We start from the raw sequence: 26,146 nt of genomic DNA, 5'->3' as shown, positions 1-26,146 counted from the left end.
GAATGGAGGTTGTATAGTGATTGAATCATTTATCGAAAAAGATATTATTCGACAAGTCAAATTGATCGAATACCTTTATGAGCTGGAAAAGCTGAGCTTACGTGAGACTGCTAAGCGATTGCAAGTGACGACGAATACAGTGAAACGAGACTTCAATAAAGTCAGCCTGATTTTAGAAGAACAGATTGAGTTTTCGGAACTCACTAGTACAACGATTTCCATTGTTTTCAATAGCTCTTTTACACGATATGATTTAATCAAAACGATCTACCAAGATTCGTATTTTTTAAAGACCTGCGCCTACTATTTGCTTGGTGAATCCGATTATTTGACTCTCGTAGAATCAGAGTTTATTTCAGTTGCCAAAGCGTTCACTATAAAAAAACAAGTAGAAAGCTATTTTAAAGCAGCAGGGATTATGAACGAAAAGAATACCTTTATTCAGAATGAAATCCGTTATCGTTTAGTTCTTATCTCTGTTTGGATGCGTTGTGATATTCTAGATAAATTGATTGTTCCGAGCCAATATAAAACAGCGACTATTTTTGTAGACCAGGTCTTATTTAAGTTTGCTAACGGTTATGAAAAAAATAAAAGGGAATATCAGTTTTTATTGTTTAATACCTATTTGTCGATCAATCGATGGAAAACTTCTTCTTTGACTTATGGCAAAGAACCTCTTGCTTATTTGAAGAATACAGCGACTTTTCAACAACTAATGGATGTAAATGAATTGATCTTGATGCAAGAAAAATTACCGGAAACAGAAATTCAGTATCTGACTTCAATCTATAAAACGATTCCTTTAAATGCAAGCAATTATTTAATTGTGGAAATGAACTATCAGAGGGAAAGAGAATTGATGATCGAAAAAAATTTTATGGTTCGACAATTGATCAAAAATTTTGAAGATGAATTTGGCGCTGATCTGTTCAATCAAATTTTATTTGAAAAGCCCTTTATGAATCTCATCTATTCTCTTTGGCAGGAAACCCAATCTTTTTCTGCGGAAAAACATTTTTATCTAAGCGATCAACAATTACAATTAGTGGAAAGAATTAAGCAAGTCCTGGAATCTTGGCAAAGGCAATTTCATTTAGAAACAGAAATTAACTTCAATCAGACTACACTTGAAAAGTTCTGCTCCCAAGTAACGGCAAGTTTACTGCAAAAAAGAACTACTAAATTCGTTTTCTTCTTTATCGCAGAAGATGAACTGTCTCACACTATCTATCGTGAAAACTTAAAACGTTGGTTGAACTTGGACTACAATATTATTGATAGTACTATGTATTATTCCTTAGATACGTTACCGGTTTATGTCAAAGAATGGCCGAGTATCATTATATGTGAGCGATCTTTAAAATACGATTTTACGATTCCCGACTCACTGACCTTTTTCCCAATCTCGAGAAATTCGATTTTAGAAGATACCAAAAATATTTTATCTTATGTTTATAACTGGAAAACTGAATAGTTTATCTAATGAAAACAGTTGTACCTTAAAAGGCTATCTTAGCACTTAGGTTCTAACTGTTTTCTTTATTTTGTTGCGTTTTATGAAAATTCGTGAAATTAATTAGAAAATATTTCAGAAAAATAATTGTATACTACTCTCGAAAAATAAATAAATACATTTTATTAAAGGGAGTGTTTGCGATGAATGCAGTAAAAAAAGGAATGATTTTTTCTATTGGTTTATTGTTATCACTGACTTTTCTAAGATTTACAACCCCAGATGGTTCTTCTGATGCAAGTGCAAAAGATATGATTCCTCCTAAAATTGAGCAGATTTCAGATTGCACGTTGACACTGCAAGAAGCGAAACATTTTGATCCGCTGAAAAATGTTCAATCTTTCGACAATGTGGATGGAAACCTGACCGAAAAGATAAAACTAAACAGCAATATGAAAAAGGATACCATTGGAAAATATGAACTGATTTACTCTGTAGCGGACAGCAGCGGTAATAAAACTTCAAAAAAGCGAACAGTCACAATTGTTCCAGATAAAGAAGTCACTACAAGCGATGAACCTGCTTCGGTTGAAACGGAACCTGTTGTAACTGACATTCAAACCACTGAAGATACTACAGACATTTCTGAATCTGCAGAACCAATTTCGGATATTGCCCCTATAGAAAATGAATCAGCTCCGGTTGAGGTGAGGAATGACCCTACTCCTGAATCAGAACCAGTCATGACTCAACAACATTCTACAATCAATTTTCTAGGTGTAACCATTCCTTTTGTAAATTGTAATGGTGCTAGCGCTGCTCCAAATAGTGGTGCTGGTACATGGACAGGTACAGGAATGGTCAACGATAACGCGCCTACTCATTTCATCGGACATAACCCCGGTGACTTTGCGCCAGTAATGAACATCACAGTTGGCACACCGATTACTATTGTTGATGGCCAAGGAAATACTCGTACTTACACCGTTTATGAAGTACTTGACGTCAACGATGATGGAATCAATGCCCATGATCCAAACGATGATACTTGGGCTAGAGTGATTGATGCTGGAGGAGAACGCATTTCACTTCAAACCTGTATCACGGATTCGATGAATCGAATCGTTTTAGCAAGATGATAATGAGTCTGTTAATCAATAAAATGGCTCCTGTAAATTGTACACAAAATGCGTGTACAGATTTACAGACACTTTAAATATAGAACACAAAAAACAACCAGCTAATTTTTGGAGGACCAGCTGGTTGCCTGAGTAATGAAAATGAAAGGTTCCACATTTTTATGGAGTAGCTGTACTATACCTAAAATTCCATATCATATTTTCTTTTATTTTTAACCTCATAGCAAAAAGTACAATTTTCTTTCTATTGATAATAAATATGTACCCTGTAGGACTCGAACCTACGACCGGACGGTTATGAGCCGTCTGCTCTAACCAATTGAGCTAAGGGTACTTTTCTAATAAAATTAAGTAGATTTATTTCGTACAAGTGTTAAAATTAAGAAAAGGAGCGCCAGACTTCCCCACAGTTATAACTCTAACTGTACTGACGTTCCTTTTTTTATAATAGCAAGGAAGACCTCTTCCCTGTATTAAGCATATAATGTTCCTGTAAATTGTACAAGTAATAACACAAAAAACAACTGGCTTCATATCGGTGGAAGTCAGTTGCTCTTAGGCTTTGAAACCGAAAGGAATTTCAGTGGAGTAGCTTTATCTTATACTAATTGAGTACTATTCCTTTGATTCTTTTTGACCACCAAGTAAAATTGTTTGCTACAATTTTCAATAAATAGCAGTATTCTAAATACACCGACAGGATTCCTTATAGAACCTATAATATGAGACAAACGACACAAACCCGCTCTCACTACTCTTGAGGAAATTGTGTCGTTTGTCTTTTTTTCAAATCGCTAGTTGTTGACCAGAATGAATCAAGTCCGGATTGGTAGCCTATTAATAGTGGCTAAATTCTGATACGTTGTGCCATTTATCAGCGGTGTTTTTCCTGATTGAACAATGTGATAACCTGCTGTACTGCTATTCCTACCATTCACTTGCAAAATCTCCGCATTACTCCGACCTATCCAGCTAATGATTTCATCTAAGAATAACTTTGTTCCACTAACTTCTCTCACTGAGTCACTATCTCCTTTTACCCATGCAGGAATCGTTTGGCCTGTAGTCCATTATTTTTATGCTTAGTATACTCATTTATGAAGCATCAAATGTAGTTGGAATCCGGCTGCTATCGAAACTAGAAAAAGTACTTTGATTGTTTGATAGCTTATTACCACCTCCATTCACTATTTACTATCCGTATTTTCCTGTTTTCTATATATATTGCTTGATTGTCATTAATTATTTTTAAATCAAGTTTATCTGAATATTCTTCAATTATTTTTTTAGCCGATTTTCCCATCTCCCAATTTTTATAATGAGGAACAACATAAAAATCAACTAAGTTTAAGCCCGTATATTTCTTTAGATTAGGGGCCTTTTCTTTCTGATCCATTTCAGCTGAGTATTCAATGTCTGGAGCTACAACAATCACACCTGCAGACTCACCAATATATAGTTTTCCCGATTGTATTTCTCTGATTAAAACGTTATCTGCTCCACTTCTTATTAATTCTTGCAATAAGAAAAAGGTGTTTCCTCCAGCAATATAAATAATATCGCTATTTTCAATTTTATTTACTATATCACTATATTTTGCGGTAGAAACATATAATTCATCAACTATCAGACCCATTTTCTTCAATTTCCACTTTCCAATTTTCGTAAAAAAACCTAATTTTTCTACATTACTGGCAGTAGATATGTAAATTACTGATTTATCTTTCAAATTAGGTTCGACGATTTTTACTAAGTCCGCTACTTTATGAAACATTGAAACTAATAACATCTTATACATTCCGTCACCTCGTGTCTAAATCATCTTACACATTTACGTTATCATATATACGGCTTATATTATAGTTTCACCTTGCTTTATATGGTCTGTTATAGAGACTCTTTTTGACGATGAATTATGATAATTCGCTTTTATAGATCGTCACGACTAGATTTAAAAAACTGTATTTTCTTTGATGTCTGCTTAACTCTTACTCTTGTGATGCGGCGATTTTCTTGCAAAATACTATAATGCTCCGTCCTAATTAGTTTCACTGATCTGAATAATTATTTTGACAAACATAAACATTTGAAAAAATATAATTTGACACTTGTATAGACATGTGATAAATTCTTTTCATAAACAGAAAACGTTTTCTAGTTAAAAGGAGGTATCAGTAGTGATTTCTCGAAAATTTCGCGTAATCTATGATGATCTTGCTGAAGAGATCATTTCAGGCAATTTTGAAATTGGTAGCTATCTTCCTAGCGAACCCCAGTTAAGTGAATACTATCATGTCTCACGCGAAACTATTCGAAAAGCGTTAAATTTATTGACACATGAAGGAATGATTCAGAAAATCCGCGGTAAAGGATCATTAGTTCTTGGTCAACCACTCTCAGCTGAGGATAGTTTATTAGATTCAACAAAGACAAATTCTTTGTCACAAAAGCAATACAAAGTGGTGGAATTTTCACATGTACAGTTGTCTGTAAAGCAATTTATTCATGATCCAAATGAAGTATTGGATCGATTGTCTTTTTATAAAATCGGACAACTTTGTCTTTTGAATAAAACACCAAGTTTTCTTCAATATACCTATCTTGTCACCAGTCTATTTCCCGATCTTAAAGAAGAAGACATTGATGGTAACTTAGATAAACTTATACAATCCAGCATCAACCAACCCGTAGGATTTATTAAACGTGAAATTGTTATTGAATCGGCTGAATTTATTGATGCTCAATATTTGGAAATTCAAGCGGGTGATCCTTTAGGGGTAATCAAAGAGAAGACTTATTTAAATACTTCAGAGCTTTTGATGGTTTCTTCAGCGAAGTATACTGCTCAAAATTTTCGTTACAATGACTTTATAAACAAATAGGAAGAAGGAAGAATATGTTCCATATTTTTGGAAAAAAGCCCCCTGTATTGATCGATGATCCAAATGTCTATTCACCAGTAGACGGGAAGATTATCTCGATCGAGGAAACATCTGATAGCGTTTTCGCGAGTAAAGCAATGGGAGATGGTTTTGCTGTCATCCCTTCACACGAAACAATTAAAAGTCCCGTGGCTGGTAAAGTTGTTCTTGTGGCTACCACTAAACACGCGATTGGTCTAAAAATGAAAAATGGCAATGAAGTCCTTGTTCATATGGGCGTTGATACAGTCGATCTAGATGGAGAACCTTTTAGTATCAAAGTTCAAGTTGGTGATGTTTTAGAAGGCGGCCAAGTATTAGGAACGATGGATTTATCTCTAATCGAAAAGCAAGGATTAGCAACTGATGTGATCGTAGTTTTTACAAATAGCGAACCTTACTCTTTTGATGCCCCATTAAAAACCGGAATCAAAGTAGCTGGTGAGCTCGTTACTACATTAAAAATGAAAAAGGAGCAATATTCAAATGACTAAAAAGGTAGATTATTCTGCTCTAGCAAAAGAAATTATAGATGGTGTTGGCGGGGAAAAAAATGTCAATAGTCTAATTCACTGTATTACGCGGCTTCGTTTCTACTTAAAAGATGAAGATATTGCAAAAACTGACGAAATAAAAAACCTAGACGGGGTAATAGATGTCCGCCAGGCTCAAGGTCAATATCAAGTTGTCATCGGATCAGCTGTTGAAGATGTTTATGATGAAGCAATTAAGCAACTAGGTTCAGATAAAGCTGATCCTGAAGCAACTGCGGCAGTTGTTGCAGCAACTACCACAGAGAATCAACAGGACCACCAATCATTATTCACTACCGTCAAAAATAGCTTCAATGACTTAATTGGCTTTATAACTGGTTCAATGAGCCCAATTGTAGGCGCTTTAGCAGCGGCTGGTATAACTAAGGGCTTGCTTGCATTATTAACAATGCAAGTACCAGGTGTTAATATTTTACCATTAATCTCATCAGATTCAATTACTTTTACCGTAATCAATGCGATGGGTGATGCGATATTTGTCTTTCTACCCATTATGGTAGGGGTAACTGCCGCTCGTAAATTGGGCTCAGATATTATTATCGGTGCTACCATCGGTGGTGTATTAGTCCACCCTAACCTACTTAACTTAGTTGCTGGAAAGGCCGTAGGACAGACTCCTTCTTTACTTTCGATTGGAAGCTTTGATGTTTCCTTATTAAATTATACGTATTCAATCTTTCCAATGATCTTAGCTGTGTTCTTAGCAGCTAAGTTAGAGAAATTTTTGAAACGTACATTACCTAATTATTTGCGTTTAATTTTTGTTCCGTTGATTACGATTTTCGTTATTAGTGCCATTACTCTTTATATAACTGGTCCAATTATTTTAGGTGTCTCGAACGTTTTGGCTCACGGTATTCAATGGCTATTGCAAGTTTCTGGTCCAATTTCTGGTTTCATAATTGGAGGAATTTACCAGCTGCTTGTAATTTTCGGACTTCATTGGGGACTGGCGCCTATCGCTCTTAATGATTTTGCAACATTACATTACTCTCTTTGGAACGCAATTATTTCAACAACCATGATTGGGCAAGGAGCAGCCGTATTAGCAGTAGCGTTGAAAACGAAGAAAACTTCTTTACGTGAACTAAGTATAGGCGCGACTATTTCTGCTTTTGCCGGTGTCACAGAACCCGCAATTTATGGGATCAACTTAAAATATCGCCGCGTCTTTATCTCTGGCTTGATTGGCTCTGCCTTTGGTGGGTTGATCACAGGGTTATTCCATGGAAAAATGTGGGGTTGGGCTGGCTCTTGGATTGGTTTCGCTTCATTTATCAACCCAGAAAAAGGAATTGATCAAAACTTTTGGATATTCTTGGCAGCAAGTATCGTAACAACCGTTGTTGGTTTTTTTGCGGCCTACTTCTGGGGGTACAACGATAACATGATTGAAGAGCAAGCAATGGCTAAACCAAAAAAACCTTAATAAAATAAAGCGACTAATTTCGATTGGTCGCTTTTTCTTTAGAATGTGAGGAACTAAAAATGATATCTTTTAATCAAGAAAAGCGCATTTTTCATCTATCCAATAATAAAATTAGCTATCTGATTCAAATTGAAGAAGGAGAAACCTTAAGTCATCTTTATTATGGTCCATCTTTACCAAGCTACTCAAACTTGAGAAGTTATCCTCGAATAGATCGCTCCTTTTCTCCGAATTTACCCCATGCTCAAAATCGGCTCTTTTCTTTGGACACACTTCCACAAGAATATCCCAGCTTTGGTTCTGGCGATTTTCGCACGCCTGCAATACAAGTTCGCAACGAAGATGGTTCCTATGCCTTGTCGTTACAATATGATAGTCATCAAATAACTCATGAAAAACCAAATTTAGAAGGTCTACCTCAAACATTTGGGAAGGATTCTGAAACTTTGATCCTCTTTTTAACAGACAAAGTTAGTGATGTTTGCGTACAGTTAAATTATACGATTTTTCCAAATCTATCTGTAATTGCCAGATCGGTTCAACTCCATAATCATTCAACAAAACCAATCCAACTGGAAAAGGTAAGCAGCGCTTCAGTCGATTTTGTTAAAGAAGAGTTCGAATTACTCCATCTTCCTGGCGGCTACTCTAGGGAACGGATGATAAAAAAGGCAGCCATTCCTTCTGGCACAATTAGCCTAACCAGTAATCGAGGTGCCTCAAGTCACCACCAGAATCCCTTTTTTGCATTGACTAGACCTCATACAACGGAAACAAGCGGCGAGGCCTTTGGGTTTCTATTGATTTATTCTGGAAACCATGAGAGTACCATTGAGAAAGATTCGTTTGATCAAATCAGAGCACAGATCGGGATAAGTCAGCAACATTTTAGTTGGGAATTAAAACCCGGAGATTCTTTTCAAGCTCCGGAAGCATTATTAACTTATAGTAATTCCGGTTTACAAGAACTTTCTTCAACCTTTTATGAAGTTATTGAAAGCCACTTAATTCGCAGTAAGTACAGACATGAAGATCGTCCGGTATTAATTAACAACTGGGAGGCAACCTTTTTTGATTTTAATCATGAACGGCTAACCAAAATTTTGGAACGCGCCAAAGATATTGGTGTTGAGATGTTTGTACTGGATGATGGATGGTTCGGACATCGCGATGATGACCGCTCTTCGCTTGGTGATTGGTTCGAATATCCTAATAAGATCGCTGGAGGCCTAAAAAAATTCAGCCAAGAAGTTCATGAAAAAGGTCTTAAATTTGGTATCTGGGTAGAGCCTGAAATGATTTCAGAAGATAGTGAGCTTTTCAAAAAGCATCCTGATTGGGTATTACAAATTCCAGGAAGACCGGCTTCACCTGGAAGAGATCAATTTATTTTGGATTTATCACGGCCAGATGTTCAGGAAAATCTTTACCAACAACTAAAAAAATTATTCTCATCCATTGACGTAGATTATGTTAAATGGGACATGAATCGTAATATGACTGATATCTTCTCAAAACTATTAAATCCATCTGAACAAGGTGAAGTTGCACATCGCTATATTCTCGGTCTTTATTCTTTACTTGAGAAACTTACTCAAGAATTCCCGACTATCCTGTTCGAATCTTGTGCTGGCGGCGGTGGTCGCTTTGATGCGGGAATGTTGTACTATATGCCACAAATTTGGACAAGTGATAATACTGATCCTATCTCGCGGATCAAAATTCAATACGGCACTAGCCTTGTTTACCCGCTTTCAACAATTGGGGCTCATGTGGCCGATGTTCCCAGCCATCAAACTCGACGAATTACTCCAATTGAGACAAGAAGCGACGTGGCAAGCTCTGGATTATTAGGCTTGGAATTAGACCTAGCAAAATTGACTCCGGATGACCTACACATTCTGAAAGAGAAAATAGCTTTTTATAAAAATAATCGTTCCCTGATTCAATTTGGCAAATTCACTCGACTCATTTCTCCCTTTGAAAATAATGATGCTGCATGGTCATTCATTTCAAAGGATCAAACGGAATGTCTTGTCTACTATTTTCAAACTTCACAGCAGCCAGAACCAGCATTTAAACCTTTAAAATTGTGTGGTTTAGATCCTATAGCAATTTATCAAAATGACAATGGTGATATCGTGGCCTCTGGAGCTGAATTAATGCGGCTCGGCATCTGGGTAAATCAAGTAAAACACGGAGATTTTTATTCATTGGTTCAAAAATTTACGAAGATTGGAGTCATAACTAATGATCGTACAGACGCTTAAACTAGATAATAAAAATGGCTTTAATTTTGATCTGATATTTTATCAAAGAGCAGAGATTAGTAAGCAAAAGCAGCAAAATCCCCTTATGTTAATTTTCGCCGGAGGAAGTTTCACTTCTCTTTCCAAAAGAGAACAAGAACCTATTGCTTTAAAATACTTAAGTGAGGGCTTTAACGTAGCTTTAGTAAACTACAACCTACTAACTCAAAATGTTCCTTTATTTCCCAATGCCGCCTTATGTGGTTTCGCTGCGATCGAGCACTTTCGAACAAATATGCAAGAGTATCATATCAACGCTAACCAAATTATTACGGCAGGGTTCTCTGCCGGTGGTGCTGTTGTAGGTATTATGAACTCGATAATCAACGATTCAACTTTTTTACAAAAACATAATCTTGATCCAAATAAAATAAAACCCAATGGATCTATTTTAGGCTATCCCCTACTAGAGCTAGCTTCATTAAAAGCGCCCTATCCTCCAAGTTTTCAACAGTGGGTTCCTAGTGAACCCTTCTATCAAAACGCTAATCTGGGAGTAGGATCTTTGACTCCTCCAACATTTTTGTTTCATACGGCAAATGATGACTTGGTTCCGGTTTCCAACACTTTAAACTATGCGCAGACATTAAATAAGTATCATATTCCATTTGAAGTTCATATCTATCCTATGGGGGTACACGGAATCGCTACAGCCAGAAAAATTTCGGCAACAGATCGAACAGGTGAAATCAACCCTTCTGTTGCAACGTGGATGTCACTCTCATTAACGTGGTTAGAATTAGTCCTCAGCATTTCCTCTAGATTGAATTAAAGATAGATGATTCGATCTTTGCTTATTTTCTTCTTTATCAATAAAAAATAATGACACCCAATCATCGTCAGTGATGATTGGGTGTCATTACTTTTTATAAAGCCACTCTTCTTATCTATTCGATTATTTTGCTGAATTTCCTCAATTTTTAGGATGAGTAAAAACTTGCTCGGCTTGAACTCAATACACTATGTAATATAGAAAAGCCATGTGGAATTTCTATATTTTGAAGAATCCTACCAAGTTAAACGTGTTAATCTATTTTTGAATAAAAAAGCTGATGATGGCAAAAATCGCGATATGTGCTGGATAGAAATAATAGAAAAAACTGCGCATGCTTCGGCCTTTCTCTCCGTTGTATAGAATGATTGGTATGGCAGTGAACATCATCATCCATTGATAATTATCGCTGAAAGGATGTTGCATATTACCACCCACAAGGGTAATGATGGCAATCAATAGCAATGCACCAATTTGAAGACCTTTTTTTCCATGAAACAGATAAAATAAAGCTGCTAACAAGACAAAAAGGAACCCACCTTCCGTGATGAACAACGTTGGCACAAGATAGGTAAATACTTGGAAAATATGTATAACTAACGAATTGCCATGCTCCATAGTTGTCATGATCACTAATGGTAGCACACTTACAATGATAGGCACGATAAGCCAAAGAATTCCCTTTCCAATCGAACGCGTTTGTTTTCCTTTTGCCCCGAGTCCTAGATAATCGATGGCCTGCATAAAGACTGTTCCCAAAAATAGCGTACCGAAGATATTGTTAATCACAATACTATCGCCAACCTTGAAATAGGTATTTAGGATCAGATTGATAATTCCCATGATCCAAAAGCCTAGTAATAGACGAAACATATATTTTTTACGATTACTTGTATATGCAAAGCCTTCCGCACTCTCAAATAGAAAAATCGGTGCACTAATTCGGCCAATCCAATGAAACCAAACCGGTGTTCCTAAAAAATAGAAAAATTCAGCAATATGGTCAATAACCATAGTAACAACCCCAAGAACTTTCATTTGAAATCCAGTTAACCCTTTTTGCATAAGAATAATAGCTCCTTTTATAATTTTATAATTTTCACACACAACAGTATAGCCGCTACTAACAATAAAAAACATTTTTCCAACATAAATTCAACTAACAGATTTGTAAGTGAGGCTTATTCACAAGTGACTAAGAAGAAGAAAAGGCGGAATCCGTTTAAGAATCCGTCTTTTCTAAGTTATATAGTATTAGATAGTTAATTTCACTTTTTTTGCAGCATAGTAATCAATGTCTCTTTCGATAAATTAGATAAGTCGCCACCAGCAGTAGTCCAACTCCGCTGAAAGTGATCCATGGATTAACACTATCATTTGTCTGTGGATAGGCGTTGCCTGCGTTTGATCTCTTTTTAGAATATTCTTTTACTTCGCTACCATAGTCTCTGACTCCAGAATCGCTCATAATTTCTTTTGTAGAAGGAGTCGTAGTTGGGGTAGTTGATTTTTTATGCTTATTCGTTACTGATAGTGTCAATAGTTGTGTGAAATTTTCCTTATTAATCGTGAAAATTATCGGCGTTTGATCTAACTCATAGCCTGATAAACTCTTCTTTTCTACGAACTGATAGGTACCAAATGTCAGGTTTTTGACAAAAATCCGACCAAATTTATCAGTTTTATACGTCTGGAGCACCGTACCATCTTGTTTCTCCAAGTCGAAGACAACACCTGCTAAAACTTTAAATGTATCCTTATCCTTTTTTTCAAGTACTACTTGCCCAAGGTTGTCTGTCTTCTTTTCATTTTTTACTGTTAAGGTATTAGTATCTGTCTGACTGTTCGCTACAATAAGATGATGTAGTGTTCCATCAATTTGATATCCAGCTGGAGCTTTCGTCTCAATCACTTCGTATTTTCCTAGAGGAAGATTATTAAAGTAAGCTTCGCCGTTTTCATTAGACTCTGTTTTATGACTGAATTCTCGTTCATGATCGTTTCGGATTGCAAACTCTGCGCCACCTAACGGATGTCCATTTTGATCAACCTTAACGATTTTTGCACTTCCCAGTGGAAGGTTAGAGTGTTCGTTTTCCCAATTAGAAATAGTAATTGGTGTCTGAGCATCATACCCAACACTAACCTTTTTCACAAGATTTGTCGCCTCATAACCAGCTGGAGCTTTTAATTCCCTGACCTCATAAATTCCTTGTACCAATCCAGCAAAGAAGATTTCTCCTTGTGCATCTGTGATTCCTTTTTGATAATCCTTTTGTCCTAACGCTCGAATACCGAATGTTGCATTAGCTAGCTTGTGACCCGTATTTTTATCTGTTTTGACAATTTTCAGAGATCCTTTTTGAATTATGGTTTGCTTTTGATTCGTCCAATTTCCAATATTTACATCTTGACCATTTTCACTAACTTTTACTATTAATGGGTGTGAGGTAAGCTCATAATCTTCTAATGCTGTCAATTCAGCAACCGTATAAAACGCACCTGGTTTTAAGTCTGTGAAGGTGACCAGACCATTATCATCTGTTTTCTTCTTTATAAAATTCCGCTGACCAAATTCTCTAACACCAAATTCTACTCCCTTTAACGGTTGGCCTGTTGTAGCGTCGATCTTTTTCAATTGGATACTACCTTTTTTTTCCTCTTTTGGTTTGTTTGTTAATTCAATCGATACTTTTTTCTCATGGGCACTCGCATAGATAATTTGCGGATGTGCATCAATTTGATAGCCATCTGGTGAAGTTAATTCCACTAGCTCATAATAGCCGGGAGTCAAATTTTTAAACTCAGTGATTCCTTTATCATTCGTTGTCCCCTTGGCGAAGTCATGCTCACGCAATCCTCTTAATCCAAAAACAGCCCCGGGTAGATTTTCATGATTCACCGCATTTGTCTTATGGATCTCTATCTCGGCCAATGTAATTTTCTCTTTATTATTCTCCGCTTCAAGCATTATACTAGGTGTCTCTTTATTAATCGTTACATTATATATAGCTGATGATAGTTCATAGCCCGCAGGAGCCTTAGTTTCGGTTATCTCATAATCGCCATAATCGAGTTCACTGAATTTAAGATTCCCATCGTTTCCGGTTGTTTGGACATCAATAAAATTTAAAGTGCCTTTCTTTCTAATCCCAAAATCGGCCCCAACAAGTGGTTCTTTGGACTCACTGTCTTGCTTGTGTAAAACGACCTCGCCATTTTTCTCGTGTTCGATATCTGGCAACCATGGATTATAGAAATTATGAATCTCCATACCATCTCGTTGATGAAGATTTTTAACAAACACATAGCCGTTGATACTTCCTGAATGATAAACAACTGTCGCATTCGGCGCGATTATACTACCGATTGTAAAACTATGAAAATAATTTTTGCCATTGTCTTTTCCATAGTTGTCTTCACCGGTGCCAGTAATACCAGGCTTCGTCGTATCCGGATAGCTTCCATCATCTTCTAAATAATTCGTGATACTTTTCGCATTTGGAAAGTAGAACGACAATTTTCCAGCTAACTGACTGTATGTGCCGGCATCTTGTTGAGCCGCACCAGAAATACTAGTGCCATTCATCACTACTTTTTCAGCCATAGAAGACACGATAATCTGCTTATATTTACTATCGTTCAAATATTCATCCGGAATTGTTAACGTTTTAATTTCTAAAGGAGTCTGTCCGCTCTTTACACTCAAAATTAGAACTTGTGGGTCATCAGCAGATACAGATAATTTCAATGTCGAGTTTTCGAAAACAACCTGTCCCAACTTCATAGTCAATTGATCCAGTTTACCAGCCAATTGGTCTTCTTGTGCCTGCAAGTGAGAAAATGCACCTTCTATGATCTCATCGTCTGCCTTGTAAGCAACTGCTGAAAACCATTCTCCCAAGTTTTTATAAATCCAATCTGGCATGCTATTACGTCCTACAAGCCAGCCTTGTGTTTGACCATTCGTTGTTCGATTCTCTACAACCGGCTTGACCCAATCACTTGTAGCACGATTATCTATTTTTCCTCCGATCAGCAAATTGACAAATTGATCATCTCGAATCGGATCACCAATCGTTGTATTATTTTCTCTGAAAGAAGCTCCATAAGTAAACGTCTGTAAATCAGTAGGAAAAACACTATCACCTTTCACAGCAAGCGCACCTTCAGTATCTGCCATATTTGCAGAGTGCTGCCCTGTCAAGTATGCGTTATAATCCCAAAGATCACCAAGCTTCGTCTGATTATCTGGCGATAGTGGGTGAACAACCGCCCCTTTGGCTTCCATATCTCCATTTTTTCCCTTTTTACTGTCCGCTGCCTTTGGGATGATTTCATCGCGAGATGAAGAATTCGTCGTTTCAACTGCTTGTCGTGAGTTTTCATTAGAATCACTACTTTTTAGCGCTGTTGTGTTTGTTGGCGTCGTTGAAGAGCTAACCTCCCCATTCCCTGTAAGCTCTGGTTGTTTAACCGCTTCATCGCGTTCAACAATTTCAAACTTATCTTCTGTTTCTTGATTGGTTACCTTGTTTTTAGCATTGATTTGATACGAACCAACTTTTAATACTTGAAAATCATAAGTAAGTACATTTTCATCGCTGATTTCTTTAGTAAGGGTCATCCCCCTTTCTGGTGTAACGGTGACAATTGTCTGATCCGGATTATCTGTCTTAATGATTATTTTTCCTTGATCTCCTACTTTTTTAGGCGGGACATCCACAGATATTTCCAATGTTTTTTCTGCCGCATAAACTTGAATCGCTTTCAAACTTTGGAAGATAAACGGTAGCATCAACATCCCAACAAAAAATAAATAGCCTAACTTTTCATATTTTTTCTTCATGGCTATTCCTCCTTTTGTGGGAGTATAGACTTTTAATAAATAACTTACAAATAATTAGTATTACGCTTTCAAACTGTTCAAAATAAAAAGTTTTTTTTAGTTCTTTTGATTTTTTTATGCATGTAAAAAAGATTGAAATAATGGTAAAAACAATCCAAAATTTTTTAAATAACATGTATTCTTTTCTAACGCATTTTTAAAGTAGTTTATTCTTTTTGATAAAACAAAAAATAACTAATCCACCCAAAGTTCCATCGATTTATATTCATAGTTTCATTTTTTTATGTGGAAATAGACTCATTAATAGATCAAATGAAAGCATCACTACTTGCTTAAAAACTTCAAATAGGGTTTCTCGGTCGTCGTAATAAAATGACCCATCCTCTTCTCTTACTCTCTTCTTTTATCGGCCATTTGCTGAACGATGGAGTTTTGTCTTACCCACTGGTTCATTAAGCTAAGCTGCTGGCTAATTTCATCAATCCTAATGAGACCATTATTTCATTAAAAAAATTATTGTATTATTGATTATTCCAATGGATACTAATTATTATTAAAAAAATAGTGTTAGTAAAAAGGCTGAATTTATAATTTTAAATATATTTTATGCGTAACAGATATTGCTTTTTCCTATCAAACCAAAAAGCTCGTCGCATAAGCAACGAGCTTTTTGACATATCATCATCTATGGCATGGTTCAGGTATCGTAAATAAGCGATATTGGCAAAATATTTGATGTCTTTTCGATACGTTATGTTCTGCAAAAACAAGGTAGTTTCAAGAAACGTCATCTGCCAACTGAACGGCTTCTTATAGTACTCCTAAAAGTTTTTCTTTACTTATTCATTTCAAATCCATCAAGTTATACTATTGAGCTTTCAACCCTATTGATGAAACTTTTTTTGGAAATTAACACGAATTATTAGTCTAATTTTGATTTCCTAGGTTTATACATAGCGGTCAAAATACCTAATCCCACTATGACGATCCCCAATACTGTCGGCAGAATCAAACCGGCTCTCCCGGATCTTGGAATCGTCATTTTACGAAAGTTTTGGACGCTGTGAGGGACCTCATCACTGGCGTTTATTGAAAACGCTGGTTGATAGTCTCCATGACCAGTTAGATTTTTTATTTGGTCTTGCGCGGTCGTACCTGTTGGATCAGCCGTAAATGTCCACCAACCGCCTGGTAACTCATACCCTTCAGGAGCTTTTTTTTCGAACAAGAGGTACTCTCCTGCTTTTAAATTGGGAAAAGTTACCTTTCCGTGATTTGTTCCGCCGTCTTGGCTCACTGACTGATCCAATAGTTTCCATCTTGTATTGGGTTTCGTAGGATCTTGATCACCATCAGGATTTTCTGGATCAATTTGATAGAGTTCAAATTGTGCTAAAGCAAGACGTTCTTCTTCTGGATTAATTTTCCAGAATGAAAAATCGATACTCTTCTTTTGATTTAGCAAGACGTACTGGCCTGGTTCAGGATTATCAGGGTCGTCCGGCATGATCAGACCCGGATCATCCGTTCCATGATAATTAAAATCAGCTAAATGATAGCCCTTTTCATTATTGGCTGTAGATTTAAAGGTCCAGTGTCCTGTCGGCAATTGATACCCTGGATGATAATTATTTTGCTCAACTAATGCATAATATGCATCGTCTTTTGAAGCTTGAACATTGAACAATTTAATACTGGCATCATCCTCGCCCCAATAATCCCCCAATTTGTTCCAATACGCATCACTGCCAGCACTACCGGGTTTTACCTTCAACCCGGATAGATCACTACCACCAAGGTAGCTGTACAACCCAAAGTTAACATTTGGACCATTGGAAACACTCTTTAAAGCCGTTTTTTTATCCTCATCATATTTATAAACTTTAAAATGCTCAGCCAGTGATGTTAAACGATTTCTGATATAAAGTTCCTGGCTCTTATCACTTTGATCAACACCAAAGCCCGTGTCGGAATAATTCCCCGTTACTGATACAGTATGGATACCAGAGAATTTCCCCAGCGGAGTATTATTACCGTTCCCTGTCCATAAGACCCACCAAACTTTATTTTCCGACAACTGCTCGTAATGAGGATATGTGACTGTTCTTTCCACCAACGCAAAAGTTCTCGGATTTCCATTCTCTTCCAATGGAACATCCATTCGAATTCGACCTAAAGCGTCAGTCTCAACAGGATTCTCATCGGTAGTCATTCGCTGCCAATAAGCACCATTGTATTTCTTATCTTTGCTATCATAAGCTGATGGAGGACTCATATCAACCGGACCACCATTAGATGGCCAGTCCACCAATAAATAAACATCGAACAAAGCAGCCCCTTGTGCCAAGGGTTCCCCCAGATCATCCACTGAAGGCATTGGCTGATTGAAGGCATCCAATTTGTTGATAGTGAAAGGAATGGCTTCATTGTCCTTGACATAATAAAGTTTCAAGACCAACGTACCATCAGAAGCTGTCGTGACTTCTCCTGATTTTACAGTCATTCCACCAATGTCTTTGTACTGGTATCCAACAAAATTTTTGGGTACACCTTCCACTGTTTCTCCCACAAATCCCACCTTTGACTCTTCCAAGCGGAGAGAGAAATCAGACTGGTCTTCTCCCGTTCCTTCACTTTGAACCCAATGTTGTACGCGATACTGGGCTTGGGCTTTCTTTTTATTATAGACATAAACTATTTGTCCGTTACTACTAGCAGAAATCTTAAATTCCTCGGAAACTACTTCTTTCAAAACTTTATCATAATTTACTGAAAGGGTTTTATCATAACCTTCGGGAGTGGAGGTCTCGACGAAACGATACGTCCCATCCTCTAAAACACCCGTTTGAATAACACCTTTTAATTCCCTATAATCTGCTGTTGTATATGTGCCCACCGTGTTCCACTGATTATTACTTGTCTTCTTTTCAAGTCTGAAGGCAACGTCATTCATTGGTTCATACGTATCTTGGTCTAGCTTGACTAGCCGAGCCGTACTTGCATTGATCGCAATTTCACCATAAGGGTTTTTTACGGTTCCTTCCGCCTTGACCGGAAATGTAGTCCCTTCTTCAAATTCTGTGCGTAAGCCCCCATCTTCATATTTATACCAGAGATGAGCCGTATTTTGTTTTGCTATTGGATCTCCCTTATCATCATACTGAATATCTTCTGGTCGATAACCCAAATTCATCGAGATATTATACGTAAGGGCTTGACCGCCCACTGCGTTGGAATCACCATAGACCAATGTAAAATAATCCTCCAGCCATTCACGTTGATCCTCTGAATTTAGATTATTACGAATACAAAAATCAGCCGCTTTTACGGCGAACTCTGGTACTTGTACATTGGTATTATTAGATTTCCGTGTAATCGTCCGCGCACCTGCTGCATATTGTGTATCCGTCATTTGACTCAAAGTAGGAATCCGATTATTTTTTTCCGATACATTTCCAAAATTAATCATAATGGTACGAACGGGCTGATTATTGATCTTTTCCTCATAGATACCGTATTGATATGGAGCCGTCTGGATTGCTTGACGAAACTCTGTTTTTGACATGTTTTCCTGTTCCAATTTGGTAAATGAATACTCACTTTTAGGTAGCTGAACATCCCCAGCTCCACCTGCCTCTCGATAAACTGGACCAAGACCATTATCTTTTAAGACATAAGAGCGATAGACAGCATACCCATCTGTTATTCCGCCCTTTTGCTGATTATGAATATCCGCATCCATTTGAATCGGTCGATAAGTCAAGGCTGAAATATCTAAACTGTTGACAACTACCTGTGGATCTAATTGATCTTCCACGTACATCTGAGAATCCAACTTTGATATCTTTTCTCCCCAATAGTTACGATAACTGCCATCTAAATAAAAACCGGTTGGATTATCATCCCAATTGACATAATCTCCCCCTAATTCAACTGCATTCGCCAAGTTAACATTGATATCATAAATAATATTATTGTTTGATTGATTGGGTGAGTATTTGAATTCATAACCTTTATTCGGTTCCTCATTCAACTTTTCAAACTTGATAGTTTTCGCGATATCACCAAAGGTCACCTGTTGAATTTTATCTTCCCCAATAACAGTTTGATTTTTCAAAGAACCTGGAATTGTAAACTTTACTCCCGTAATGGAAGTAATGTCGAGTCCTGTTGTTTCAACTCCTGCTCCAAACTCGACTACGATAGCGTATTCAGTCGCACTAATCCCCTGCCAATGCCACTGACCAAGAATCACATCTTTTTCTATGCCATCAATTTTTACTTTAGCTGTAAAATTTACTGGTGTACTAGAGACAACCGACCAAAAACCCCAGTTCTCATTTTCTGGCAACTTAAGTTTAAACTCATCGCCTGCTTGTAACCCTGATAAGCCTGATAATGACCAAGTAAAATCGAAGGTATAATTTTCACCAGATTTAGCAGGTGTAGTTTGAGACAGTGGTTGATTGACATCTTGATAGATAGACCAATCATTGACAGTCACGAATTGCGATATGTCCTGTGAAGCCTTCTGTTTACCTGCTCGCTGCTGTGGTGATGCCTTCTCCTGACTCTCTTTTGTGGAGGTTGTTTCTTTTTCTGTGCTTGGTACAGTTATGCTATTTGTCTGCTGTTCATCTGTGTCACTGCTAACAACTGATTCATTTGATCGTTCAATTGTATTTCCCGTTTGTTCACTAGTTGATTCAGCCGTCGTTGTTTCATTCGATAGTTGTTGCTGTGCTTGCACGATCGGCGGTACAAGTTGAAGCAGTAATAGCACAATCAGCAAGAAACTAAATAACTTAGTACATTTAATCCAGTCCCACCTCATCATACACACCTTCCTTTCTATCATGCAGCGTAATTTCATTTATGCAATTTCTCTGATCGACGATTGCGTAAAATTGTTAGCAATATTAGTATCAACATGAGTACTGATGTAATCACTGCTGCCAAAATTAGTATTTTCTGTTCCTCAGTCAACCCAACTTTTTGAGCCTTTTGTTTTTGGCTTGGTCGATAAGGAACTCTCTTTCCCCGAACCAATAATCGATGAGAATTCACGCCATAAGGTGTACAAGTCATAAGCGTTACATAGTCTTTTCCTTTATAGGTTCGCAAATGTTCGGTTTGTTCTGGTTCAATAACGGTAATTTGATCGACTTGATACGCCAATGTTTTCTTTAAGACCGTGATATAAAATTGATCTCCTGTTTTGAGTTCGGTTAAATCAGTAAATAGTCTTGCGTTAGTAAGACCCGTATGTCCCGTTAAAACAGCATGTGTTCCCGCACCACCAACAGGCATCGTAGACCCTTCTAAATGTCCAACCGCTTTTTTTAGAACTTTATCACTGGTCCCATGATAAATCGGTAATTTAACTGAAATTTTGGGGATTTCAATCTTCCCCATCGTTCCTTCAATATTTAACACTTTATAATAATTTTGCGGCATCGCAATCCCTGATCCCGGAATAAAAGGATCATGGGCGGGTTGGCCAGTCAGATTATCATTATAGACTTCCGCTTTTCGCCATTCTTGAGCTATCTCTTCTTTACTCAGTTGGTCAACTGACTGCTGATAGTTGTCCAATGTTTTTGTGCTATTTTGTTGATTCAGATAGTTACTAATGTGCGGGTATCCTACAATTCCAAATCCTGTGATTAAAAGAATGAGCGTCAATAGTTTTCGTTTCATTCTTTCACTCCATTTCCTTCGTTATGTAATAAAGGCCGAGGTAAAATTCCCCCTCGACCCTTCAACGTGTTTCTTGCCTATTTATGTGCCTCTTTTTTTCTGTTTAAGTTAAAGATAATCGCCAATCCTACTAACACAATTCCAATAACGGTCAAGAACAGCATGCCCACACCACCTGTTTTAGGTAACGTAAAGCCACGCGAGTTCTCAATTGGTTTGGTTATAACATATTTTTCAGAAGCTCCGCCTTTCACAAAGGTGATCTTTTCAGGTTCATCTAACAAGTTATACCCTTCTGCCGTTTTCGTTTCCACTAACCAATAAGAAGTACTAGTTGTCTTGTCATCCCAAGCACGCAAACCTTCAAACGACGGCACATAGAATGTGTTTCCGTCTAAGCCATAATTTGGTGCCGGCTTCAGGCCGGCGGTATTTGGAACCATTACCCAATCTTTCGCGTCTGCATAAGATGTAGTCGTTCCCTCCATATCTGTGAATGACCCACCTGGTTCTAAAATCGCTACGATATAGCTATTAGTTTTGTCCAAAACAACCTTGAGGTATTTAGCCTTTCCAGCATCATCAGCTGTTGCTGCTAGTTGGAATTCCGCCCGACCTGTTAAGTCCGCTACATCACCAGTATAAGTTTTATCTACCTTGATCTCACCTGTCCAAACTTCTGATTTGGGAGTTTGGTCACTGTCTGTCCCGTGTTCATTTTCAAATTCAATTGTCGCATCATTCTCGATGATGTTTTCATCATCTTCACCATTATTAATATTACCATTGACCTTCGTATCAAAACTGATCGCGAGTTTTGTCACATCAGGGGTAGTCGCGAGTTTTGCAATACCTTCTGCAGTTAGACTGATTTTTAATGTTCGGTCAGCACCCGTATATGAAATACTATAATCATCAACCGCAGTTAACGTTACTTTTGTTACATCACCACTATCGGTACCTGTAACTTTTACAAAACTATCACCGGCATAATCTAAGCGTGCATCCAATATATCTGTCACTTCGAACCTACTATATGTCTCAAAATCCGATGGCACATTGGCACTAATCGTCCACTTTACAGTGTCCCCTACCATGATCGTCTCTTTATCTGGTGTTTTTTCTGGATTTAATCCTTCATTTTTAGGATAGACATGGACATTCGTATTCCACCCTGATCCATCAGGAGTAGTCATCGGGACCGCTACAATAAAAGGGCGTGCTCCAGAAGCAATTTTTTTATCCTCGTTTCCTGTCCCTTGAACTTGATGACCAGACGATGCCGCTAGGTTTTCTTCGACATAATAATAACCAGCAGCTAAGTCAGAATATTGTAGAAGGCCATTTTCATTCGTTTTTCCATTTTCACCTGCATCAGATTCCTCTAAAGACAAAGTATACGTATAATTCGTACCAGCCTTTGAAACAGTTAAACTAGTACCCGTTCGTGAATAAGTCCAGCCATCCTTATCTGATGGCGGGATTGTAGGTGCTCCACTACCTGGAGTCAACAGCCAGACATCAAATTGGACCCCTTTAATCGCGGGATTCGAAATCCCTGGATTTGAAATCTCTGTACCATCGCCTTCATTACCAATCGGTGTTTTATCATCTGCCCAATGCTTATGAATAATTAAGTTTCCTTTTTCTGGTCGAGGTTGAGGTTGCGTTGTATCTTCGGCGATTCCTTGCAGTCCGCCAGCAACTAGTGTAAATCCAACAAACAACAGCGCGATAATTTTCTTCAATTTCTTTTTCATTTTTTTCATCTCTCTTTCTAGCTATTGGCTACCTTATTTTTGGGGTTAATTAACTACATGACAAAGAGTTCATAAATTGACTACAAAAAATTCCCAGCCATGTTCAGTCTAATTCACTAAAAGAATCACCTCGTTAACTAAATTTCATTGCCGTGAATTTATTCTTTACTTATTACTAAAAAACATCACTAACAATTAACCCATCTAAGCTTAATATTTTTGTAATTTAGTTAGAACTAATTATCAATTATATTATAATTTAATCCGAATTTAATAACAAGTATTTTGTTGGAATAAATATCAAAAAAAAGTAAAAATATATCAAAAAAAGAAAACATAATACTGAATTTTGTCGAAGAGTATGATTTAACTCTTACATTACATTTGTCATTTTATTTTACTGTATAAATACTTTATTTTTAATTCTAGTTTTAACAATTATTTTCATAGTATATTTGTTATTTATCATACGGATAAAACAATTAATGATGCCTACATTAACAAAACCTAATGTTCTATTTATAGCTTATTTTTAATAAAAATCATTCAACTGATTAATTTTTAATCTTGGCTAACGCTAGTTTGCTTCCTATAAGGTGAAACCATTCAAGAACTTAAAAGGTTTCCTGAAATTACTTTGTTAGTAATCATTTAGATTCTTTACCTAAATAGCATAAAAATTGCATCGTCTTTCCTTTTTTTAATGCACTTCCCTAAAAAAATATTAACTGCTTATTTATTAACAGTTGGATAAACAATTATAAAAAGCGCAAAATATTAATTTTCTTTCGCTGATCATCATGATGAAATTAAAAGAGATAGTAACTTTCTTACAATTCAAATATAAAAAGCCCGTTACATTCATACCATCTGAGTGCGTAGTTATGACGCTCTTTTTATCATGTGATTTTCCACCCTTCTTAAATAATTTGTGCGTTAATCAATGTCACTATCACTGCTGTCACGATTTTCGCTACTAGTTTGAACCATTTCATTTGAAGCACCATTTCGATGCAAAAAAAGATTTCCACCCACTAACAGCCCACGGACCAACTTAAAATGACTCGTAATGTCTGTGATGAAGTACACTACATAACCCTTGTTCCTTGTATGACCTATAAATAGATACAAATGAGTCATCACTAATGCTGGAAAATTATCTTTATTAATCGCTGGATCAAGTTCTTCTTTTCAGCCGTAACAGATTCAAATCCCCCATCAGTTTCTTGTGTTGTTATTCCTACTTGTATTCTCAATATGTCGATCGCTTCATCCATCATTTCTCCAATCATTCCCTTCTACAAAATAAAAACCCCAATGACTCATAATCAGTCATTGAGGTTAATTCTCGTCATTGATGTGACCTTGTTCCCTTGAGGAACTATACTTATCTGTTGAACACCCGAGAATTAGATGGTCCACCAATTGAATTTGAACCGTTTTACACGCATTTATCAAATTCATAGTAAATTGGATGTCTTGTAATGAAGCCGTAGTATCTCCGCTTGGATGACAATGGACAATAATAATGCTGGAAGAATTCGCTAATATTGCTGGTTTTAAAATATCTCTCGGAACAGCGATTGCTTGGTTGACAGTTCCTATATGGCGATATTAATGAAAGTTGATTCCTTTTTAATATTTAAACCAGCTATTATAAGATGCTCTCGATCTTTGTCTTTTAAAAATGGTGCAAAAAATTCATATGCTAGATGTGTACTAGTAATTCTCCTTGGTCCATACAAAAGTGTAGACTCCTTTACCATTTGTAAAGACACAATATTCACTCGCTTCTTAGGTTCATATTTCGGTGGTTGTTTTGTCATTGTTGAGACCTTCTTTCGATTATTTTTTCGTCAATCAACTGCCAGCAACGTAACTGCATTACCTGTGGTACTTGTTCATTTACCTCTTTAGTGATGTAGCGATTTTCTTTGGTATGTAACATTGCTTATTCCTCCTTTAAACACAAAAATGATCCAATCATCAAATTAAGATGATTGAGCTGCATGGTAATACTATATATTTATATACCAAATTGGTTCTATTTGTTGTGTATCATAAAATTAGTAATTGTGCTTATTATTTTAAGTAAAAAATGAAAAAGATAAATAGAACTCCATCAAGTCTATAAGAGCAACTTGATGGAGTATTCACTAATTAATTATTTTCTCTAGCTCTCTTTACATACACGAAATAGAGTGTTGCACTTGATTTGACAATTCAAGATAAAAAAAAACAATATCAACAGTTCTTAATTGAAAGTCTATGCACTATGGTCTATAGTTTATGTATATCTGTGGATACATATATGAAATGGTTTCGTCAAAAGTTGAACTAAGTGATTGAATGAAGAAAGGATGTATCATTTTGAAACTCAGTAACGCATTTATTCAAGCTATTGCAGTATTAGTAATGCTAGCAGAATTACCAGATGATTCTTATTTGAAAGCTTCAGAAATAAGTCAAAGAATGGGAGTCTCCCATTCTTATTTACAAAAAATAGCAAAGAAATTAAATACCGGGGGTATTATTAAATCAGAAGCTTCAAAAAAAGGTGGCTATTCCTTAAATAAAGAAGTTAAAAATATTTCATTTTACGACGTATTTAGAGCTGTTGAAACGAAGAAAAGTTTTTTAGGAAATCTAAAAACAGACATCTTTCATTCAATGTTTTTATCAAATGAATTAGTTCATCAATACGGAAATTTAACAGTAGATATTTTGAATGAAGCAGAGGAAACATACCTCAATATTCTAAAAAAACATTCTATTGAGGAGATTGTTCCAAAAGATAGTGAAGGGGAATTATTGAAAATTGATTGGCGGCAGTATTTACAAAATAACAAGTAATTATTGGAAGGGGATTATTTTATGGAAAGCGGCAATTTAGCAGAATGGGTTGCAGGGATTTCTAAAGTAATAGCTATTATTGGAGCAATTACTTTTCCAATTGTACGCGAAAGAAAGCGAAAAAAAGCTTCAATCAATCGTTTAGCTCGTAGAGAATATGCCTTAGTAAGAGAAATAGAAAATGACTTGAAAGACTCTATAGATGATGTTACAAATCTAGATTCATACAAACAATTTGAAAGCTTCAATTCAATGTTAATGATTATTAGTGATGATGAGGAGCTAATACAAATCTCTGAAGAGATTACTGATTTATTGCTCAAGCAAACTGATGCGGAGTATTTCAATCAAGCACTTAGAACGTTGCTTCAAAGATTAGAGTCTAAGTATAGTGATTAGTAAGG

19 protein-coding genes and 1 tRNA gene are annotated in these 26,146 nt (G+C 36.6%); 9 read left to right on the top strand and 11 right to left on the bottom strand.

Annotated elements, in window-relative coordinates; all coding sequences use genetic code 11:
• The first annotated feature begins 16 nt into the window (after positions 1 to 16).
• Both IGI54_RS01485 and IGI54_RS01480 read left to right on the top strand, forming a co-directional pair.
• On the top strand, positions 17 to 1,477 hold the full coding sequence (locus IGI54_RS01485) for a DeoR family transcriptional regulator (RefSeq protein ID WP_430620954.1): 1,461 nt from the start codon (positions 17 to 19) through the stop codon (positions 1,475 to 1,477).
• Positions 1,478 to 1,659: 182 nt separating this feature from the next.
• Positions 1,660 to 2,595: an immunoglobulin-like domain-containing protein gene (locus tag IGI54_RS01480; protein WP_430620953.1), complete on the top strand. Its 936-nt coding sequence runs from the start codon at positions 1,660 to 1,662 to the stop codon at positions 2,593 to 2,595.
• A gap of 260 nt (positions 2,596 to 2,855) precedes the next feature.
• Here IGI54_RS01480 and IGI54_RS01475 read toward each other — a convergent pair.
• Positions 2,856 to 2,929: transfer RNA gene (locus tag IGI54_RS01475), tRNA-Ile, on the bottom strand.
• Between the two features lie 837 nt (positions 2,930 to 3,766).
• A complete protein-coding gene (locus IGI54_RS01470) occupies positions 3,767 to 4,393 on the bottom strand; it encodes a Type 1 glutamine amidotransferase-like domain-containing protein (protein ID WP_430620952.1) in 627 nt (208 codons plus the stop codon).
• A 379-nt stretch (positions 4,394 to 4,772) separates the two neighbouring features.
• On the opposite strand from IGI54_RS01470, the gene IGI54_RS01465 reads away from it, so the two are divergent.
• The 5 genes from IGI54_RS01465 to IGI54_RS01445 are packed head-to-tail and all read left to right on the top strand — an operon-like array spanning position 4,773 to position 10,580.
• Positions 4,773 to 5,477, top strand: a complete 705-nt coding sequence (locus IGI54_RS01465; protein WP_430620951.1) for a GntR family transcriptional regulator — start codon at positions 4,773 to 4,775, stop codon at positions 5,475 to 5,477.
• A 14-nt stretch (positions 5,478 to 5,491) separates the two neighbouring features.
• Positions 5,492 to 6,010 carry a PTS sugar transporter subunit IIA gene (locus tag IGI54_RS01460; protein ID WP_430620950.1) on the top strand — a complete coding sequence of 173 codons (519 nt, stop codon included), beginning with the start codon at positions 5,492 to 5,494 and terminating at the stop codon, positions 6,008 to 6,010.
• A complete protein-coding gene (locus tag IGI54_RS01455) occupies positions 6,003 to 7,499 on the top strand; it encodes a PTS transporter subunit EIIC (protein WP_430620949.1) in 1,497 nt (498 codons plus the stop codon). The genes IGI54_RS01460 and IGI54_RS01455 overlap by 8 nt, the downstream gene beginning before the upstream one ends.
• Before the next feature lie 59 nt (positions 7,500 to 7,558).
• A complete protein-coding gene (locus tag IGI54_RS01450; protein WP_430620948.1) occupies positions 7,559 to 9,769 on the top strand; it encodes an alpha-galactosidase in 2,211 nt (736 codons plus the stop codon).
• Positions 9,750 to 10,580 (top strand): alpha/beta hydrolase, encoded by an 831-nt coding sequence (locus IGI54_RS01445; protein ID WP_430620947.1) that lies wholly within the window; start codon positions 9,750 to 9,752, stop codon positions 10,578 to 10,580. Before IGI54_RS01450 ends, IGI54_RS01445 begins: the two co-directional genes overlap by 20 nt.
• A 258-nt stretch (positions 10,581 to 10,838) precedes the next feature.
• Here the strand turns inward: IGI54_RS01445 and IGI54_RS01440 are convergent, their stop codons facing one another.
• From IGI54_RS01440 to IGI54_RS01400, 9 genes are all read right to left on the bottom strand, one after another.
• A complete protein-coding gene (locus IGI54_RS01440; protein ID WP_430620946.1) occupies positions 10,839 to 11,645 on the bottom strand; it encodes a TraX family protein in 807 nt (268 codons plus the stop codon).
• 226 nt (positions 11,646 to 11,871) lie between these two features.
• Positions 11,872 to 15,429, bottom strand: coding sequence for a SpaA isopeptide-forming pilin-related protein (locus tag IGI54_RS01435; protein WP_430620945.1), 3,558 nt, complete (start codon positions 15,427 to 15,429; stop codon positions 11,872 to 11,874).
• Between the two features lie 922 nt (positions 15,430 to 16,351).
• Entirely contained in the window at positions 16,352 to 20,263 is a 3,912-nt protein-coding gene (locus IGI54_RS01430; protein ID WP_430620944.1) for a prealbumin-like fold domain-containing protein, read from the bottom strand.
• Positions 20,264 to 20,298: 35 nt separating this feature from the next.
• On the bottom strand, positions 20,299 to 21,129 hold the full coding sequence (locus tag IGI54_RS01425; protein WP_430620943.1) for a class C sortase: 831 nt from the start codon (positions 21,127 to 21,129) through the stop codon (positions 20,299 to 20,301).
• A gap of 77 nt (positions 21,130 to 21,206) precedes the next feature.
• Positions 21,207 to 22,889, bottom strand: coding sequence for a SpaH/EbpB family LPXTG-anchored major pilin (locus tag IGI54_RS01420; protein WP_430620942.1), 1,683 nt, complete (start codon positions 22,887 to 22,889; stop codon positions 21,207 to 21,209).
• 936 nt (positions 22,890 to 23,825) lie between these two features.
• The gene (locus IGI54_RS01415; RefSeq protein WP_430620941.1) at positions 23,826 to 23,978 is read right to left on the bottom strand and encodes a hypothetical protein; all 153 of its coding nucleotides are present in this window, start codon (positions 23,976 to 23,978) and stop codon (positions 23,826 to 23,828) included.
• A gap of 252 nt (positions 23,979 to 24,230) precedes the next feature.
• Positions 24,231 to 24,440: a JAB domain-containing protein gene (locus IGI54_RS01410; RefSeq protein ID WP_430621466.1), complete on the bottom strand. Its 210-nt coding sequence runs from the start codon at positions 24,438 to 24,440 to the stop codon at positions 24,231 to 24,233.
• A gap of 50 nt (positions 24,441 to 24,490) precedes the next feature.
• Positions 24,491 to 24,715: a hypothetical protein gene (locus IGI54_RS01405; protein WP_430620940.1), complete on the bottom strand. Its 225-nt coding sequence runs from the start codon at positions 24,713 to 24,715 to the stop codon at positions 24,491 to 24,493.
• Complete coding sequence (locus IGI54_RS01400) at positions 24,712 to 24,837, bottom strand: DUF960 family protein (RefSeq protein WP_430620939.1); 126 nt, start codon at positions 24,835 to 24,837, stop codon at positions 24,712 to 24,714. The genes IGI54_RS01405 and IGI54_RS01400 overlap by 4 nt, the downstream gene beginning before the upstream one ends.
• 422 nt (positions 24,838 to 25,259) lie before the next feature.
• Here IGI54_RS01400 and IGI54_RS01395 point away from each other — a divergent pair, with 422 nt between their 5' ends.
• Together IGI54_RS01395 and IGI54_RS01390 are read left to right on the top strand one after the other, a co-directional pair.
• Positions 25,260 to 25,742, top strand: coding sequence for an RrF2 family transcriptional regulator (locus IGI54_RS01395; protein ID WP_430620938.1), 483 nt, complete (start codon positions 25,260 to 25,262; stop codon positions 25,740 to 25,742).
• A 21-nt stretch (positions 25,743 to 25,763) separates the two neighbouring features.
• Positions 25,764 to 26,141 carry a hypothetical protein gene (locus IGI54_RS01390; protein WP_430620937.1) on the top strand — a complete coding sequence of 126 codons (378 nt, stop codon included), beginning with the start codon at positions 25,764 to 25,766 and terminating at the stop codon, positions 26,139 to 26,141.
• Positions 26,142 to 26,146: the final 5 nt, after the last annotated feature.

It is taken from the genome of Enterococcus sp. DIV0800, from assembly GCF_050559735.1.
Classification (GTDB): Bacteria; Bacillota; Bacilli; order Lactobacillales; family Enterococcaceae; genus Enterococcus_A; species Enterococcus_A devriesei.
This window is presented reverse-complemented; position numbering and strand designations above follow the sequence as displayed.

Excerpts from the sequence above, each read along its gene's own strand:
- IGI54_RS01450 (WP_430620948.1), top strand. The coding sequence starts at position 7,559 with ATGATATCTTTTAATCAAGAAAAGCGCATTTTTCATCTATCCAATAAT.
- IGI54_RS01435 (WP_430620945.1), bottom strand. The coding sequence starts at position 15,429 with ATGAAGAAAAAATATGAAAAGTTAGGCTATTTATTTTTTGTTGGGATG.
- IGI54_RS01480 (WP_430620953.1), top strand. The coding sequence starts at position 1,660 with ATGAATGCAGTAAAAAAAGGAATGATTTTTTCTATTGGTTTATTGTTA.
- IGI54_RS01430 (WP_430620944.1), bottom strand. The coding sequence starts at position 20,263 with ATGAGGTGGGACTGGATTAAATGTACTAAGTTATTTAGTTTCTTGCTG.
- IGI54_RS01440 (WP_430620946.1), bottom strand. The coding sequence starts at position 11,645 with ATGCAAAAAGGGTTAACTGGATTTCAAATGAAAGTTCTTGGGGTTGTT.
- IGI54_RS01470 (WP_430620952.1), bottom strand. The coding sequence starts at position 4,393 with ATGTATAAGATGTTATTAGTTTCAATGTTTCATAAAGTAGCGGACTTA.
- IGI54_RS01390 (WP_430620937.1), top strand. The coding sequence starts at position 25,764 with ATGGAAAGCGGCAATTTAGCAGAATGGGTTGCAGGGATTTCTAAAGTA.
- IGI54_RS01405 (WP_430620940.1), bottom strand. The coding sequence starts at position 24,715 with ATGACAAAACAACCACCGAAATATGAACCTAAGAAGCGAGTGAATATT.
- IGI54_RS01425 (WP_430620943.1), bottom strand. The coding sequence starts at position 21,129 with ATGAAACGAAAACTATTGACGCTCATTCTTTTAATCACAGGATTTGGA.
- IGI54_RS01455 (WP_430620949.1), top strand. The coding sequence starts at position 6,003 with ATGACTAAAAAGGTAGATTATTCTGCTCTAGCAAAAGAAATTATAGAT.
- IGI54_RS01460 (WP_430620950.1), top strand. The coding sequence starts at position 5,492 with ATGTTCCATATTTTTGGAAAAAAGCCCCCTGTATTGATCGATGATCCA.
- IGI54_RS01400 (WP_430620939.1), bottom strand. The coding sequence starts at position 24,837 with ATGTTACATACCAAAGAAAATCGCTACATCACTAAAGAGGTAAATGAA.
- IGI54_RS01445 (WP_430620947.1), top strand. The coding sequence starts at position 9,750 with ATGATCGTACAGACGCTTAAACTAGATAATAAAAATGGCTTTAATTTT.
- IGI54_RS01420 (WP_430620942.1), bottom strand. The coding sequence starts at position 22,889 with ATGAAAAAGAAATTGAAGAAAATTATCGCGCTGTTGTTTGTTGGATTT.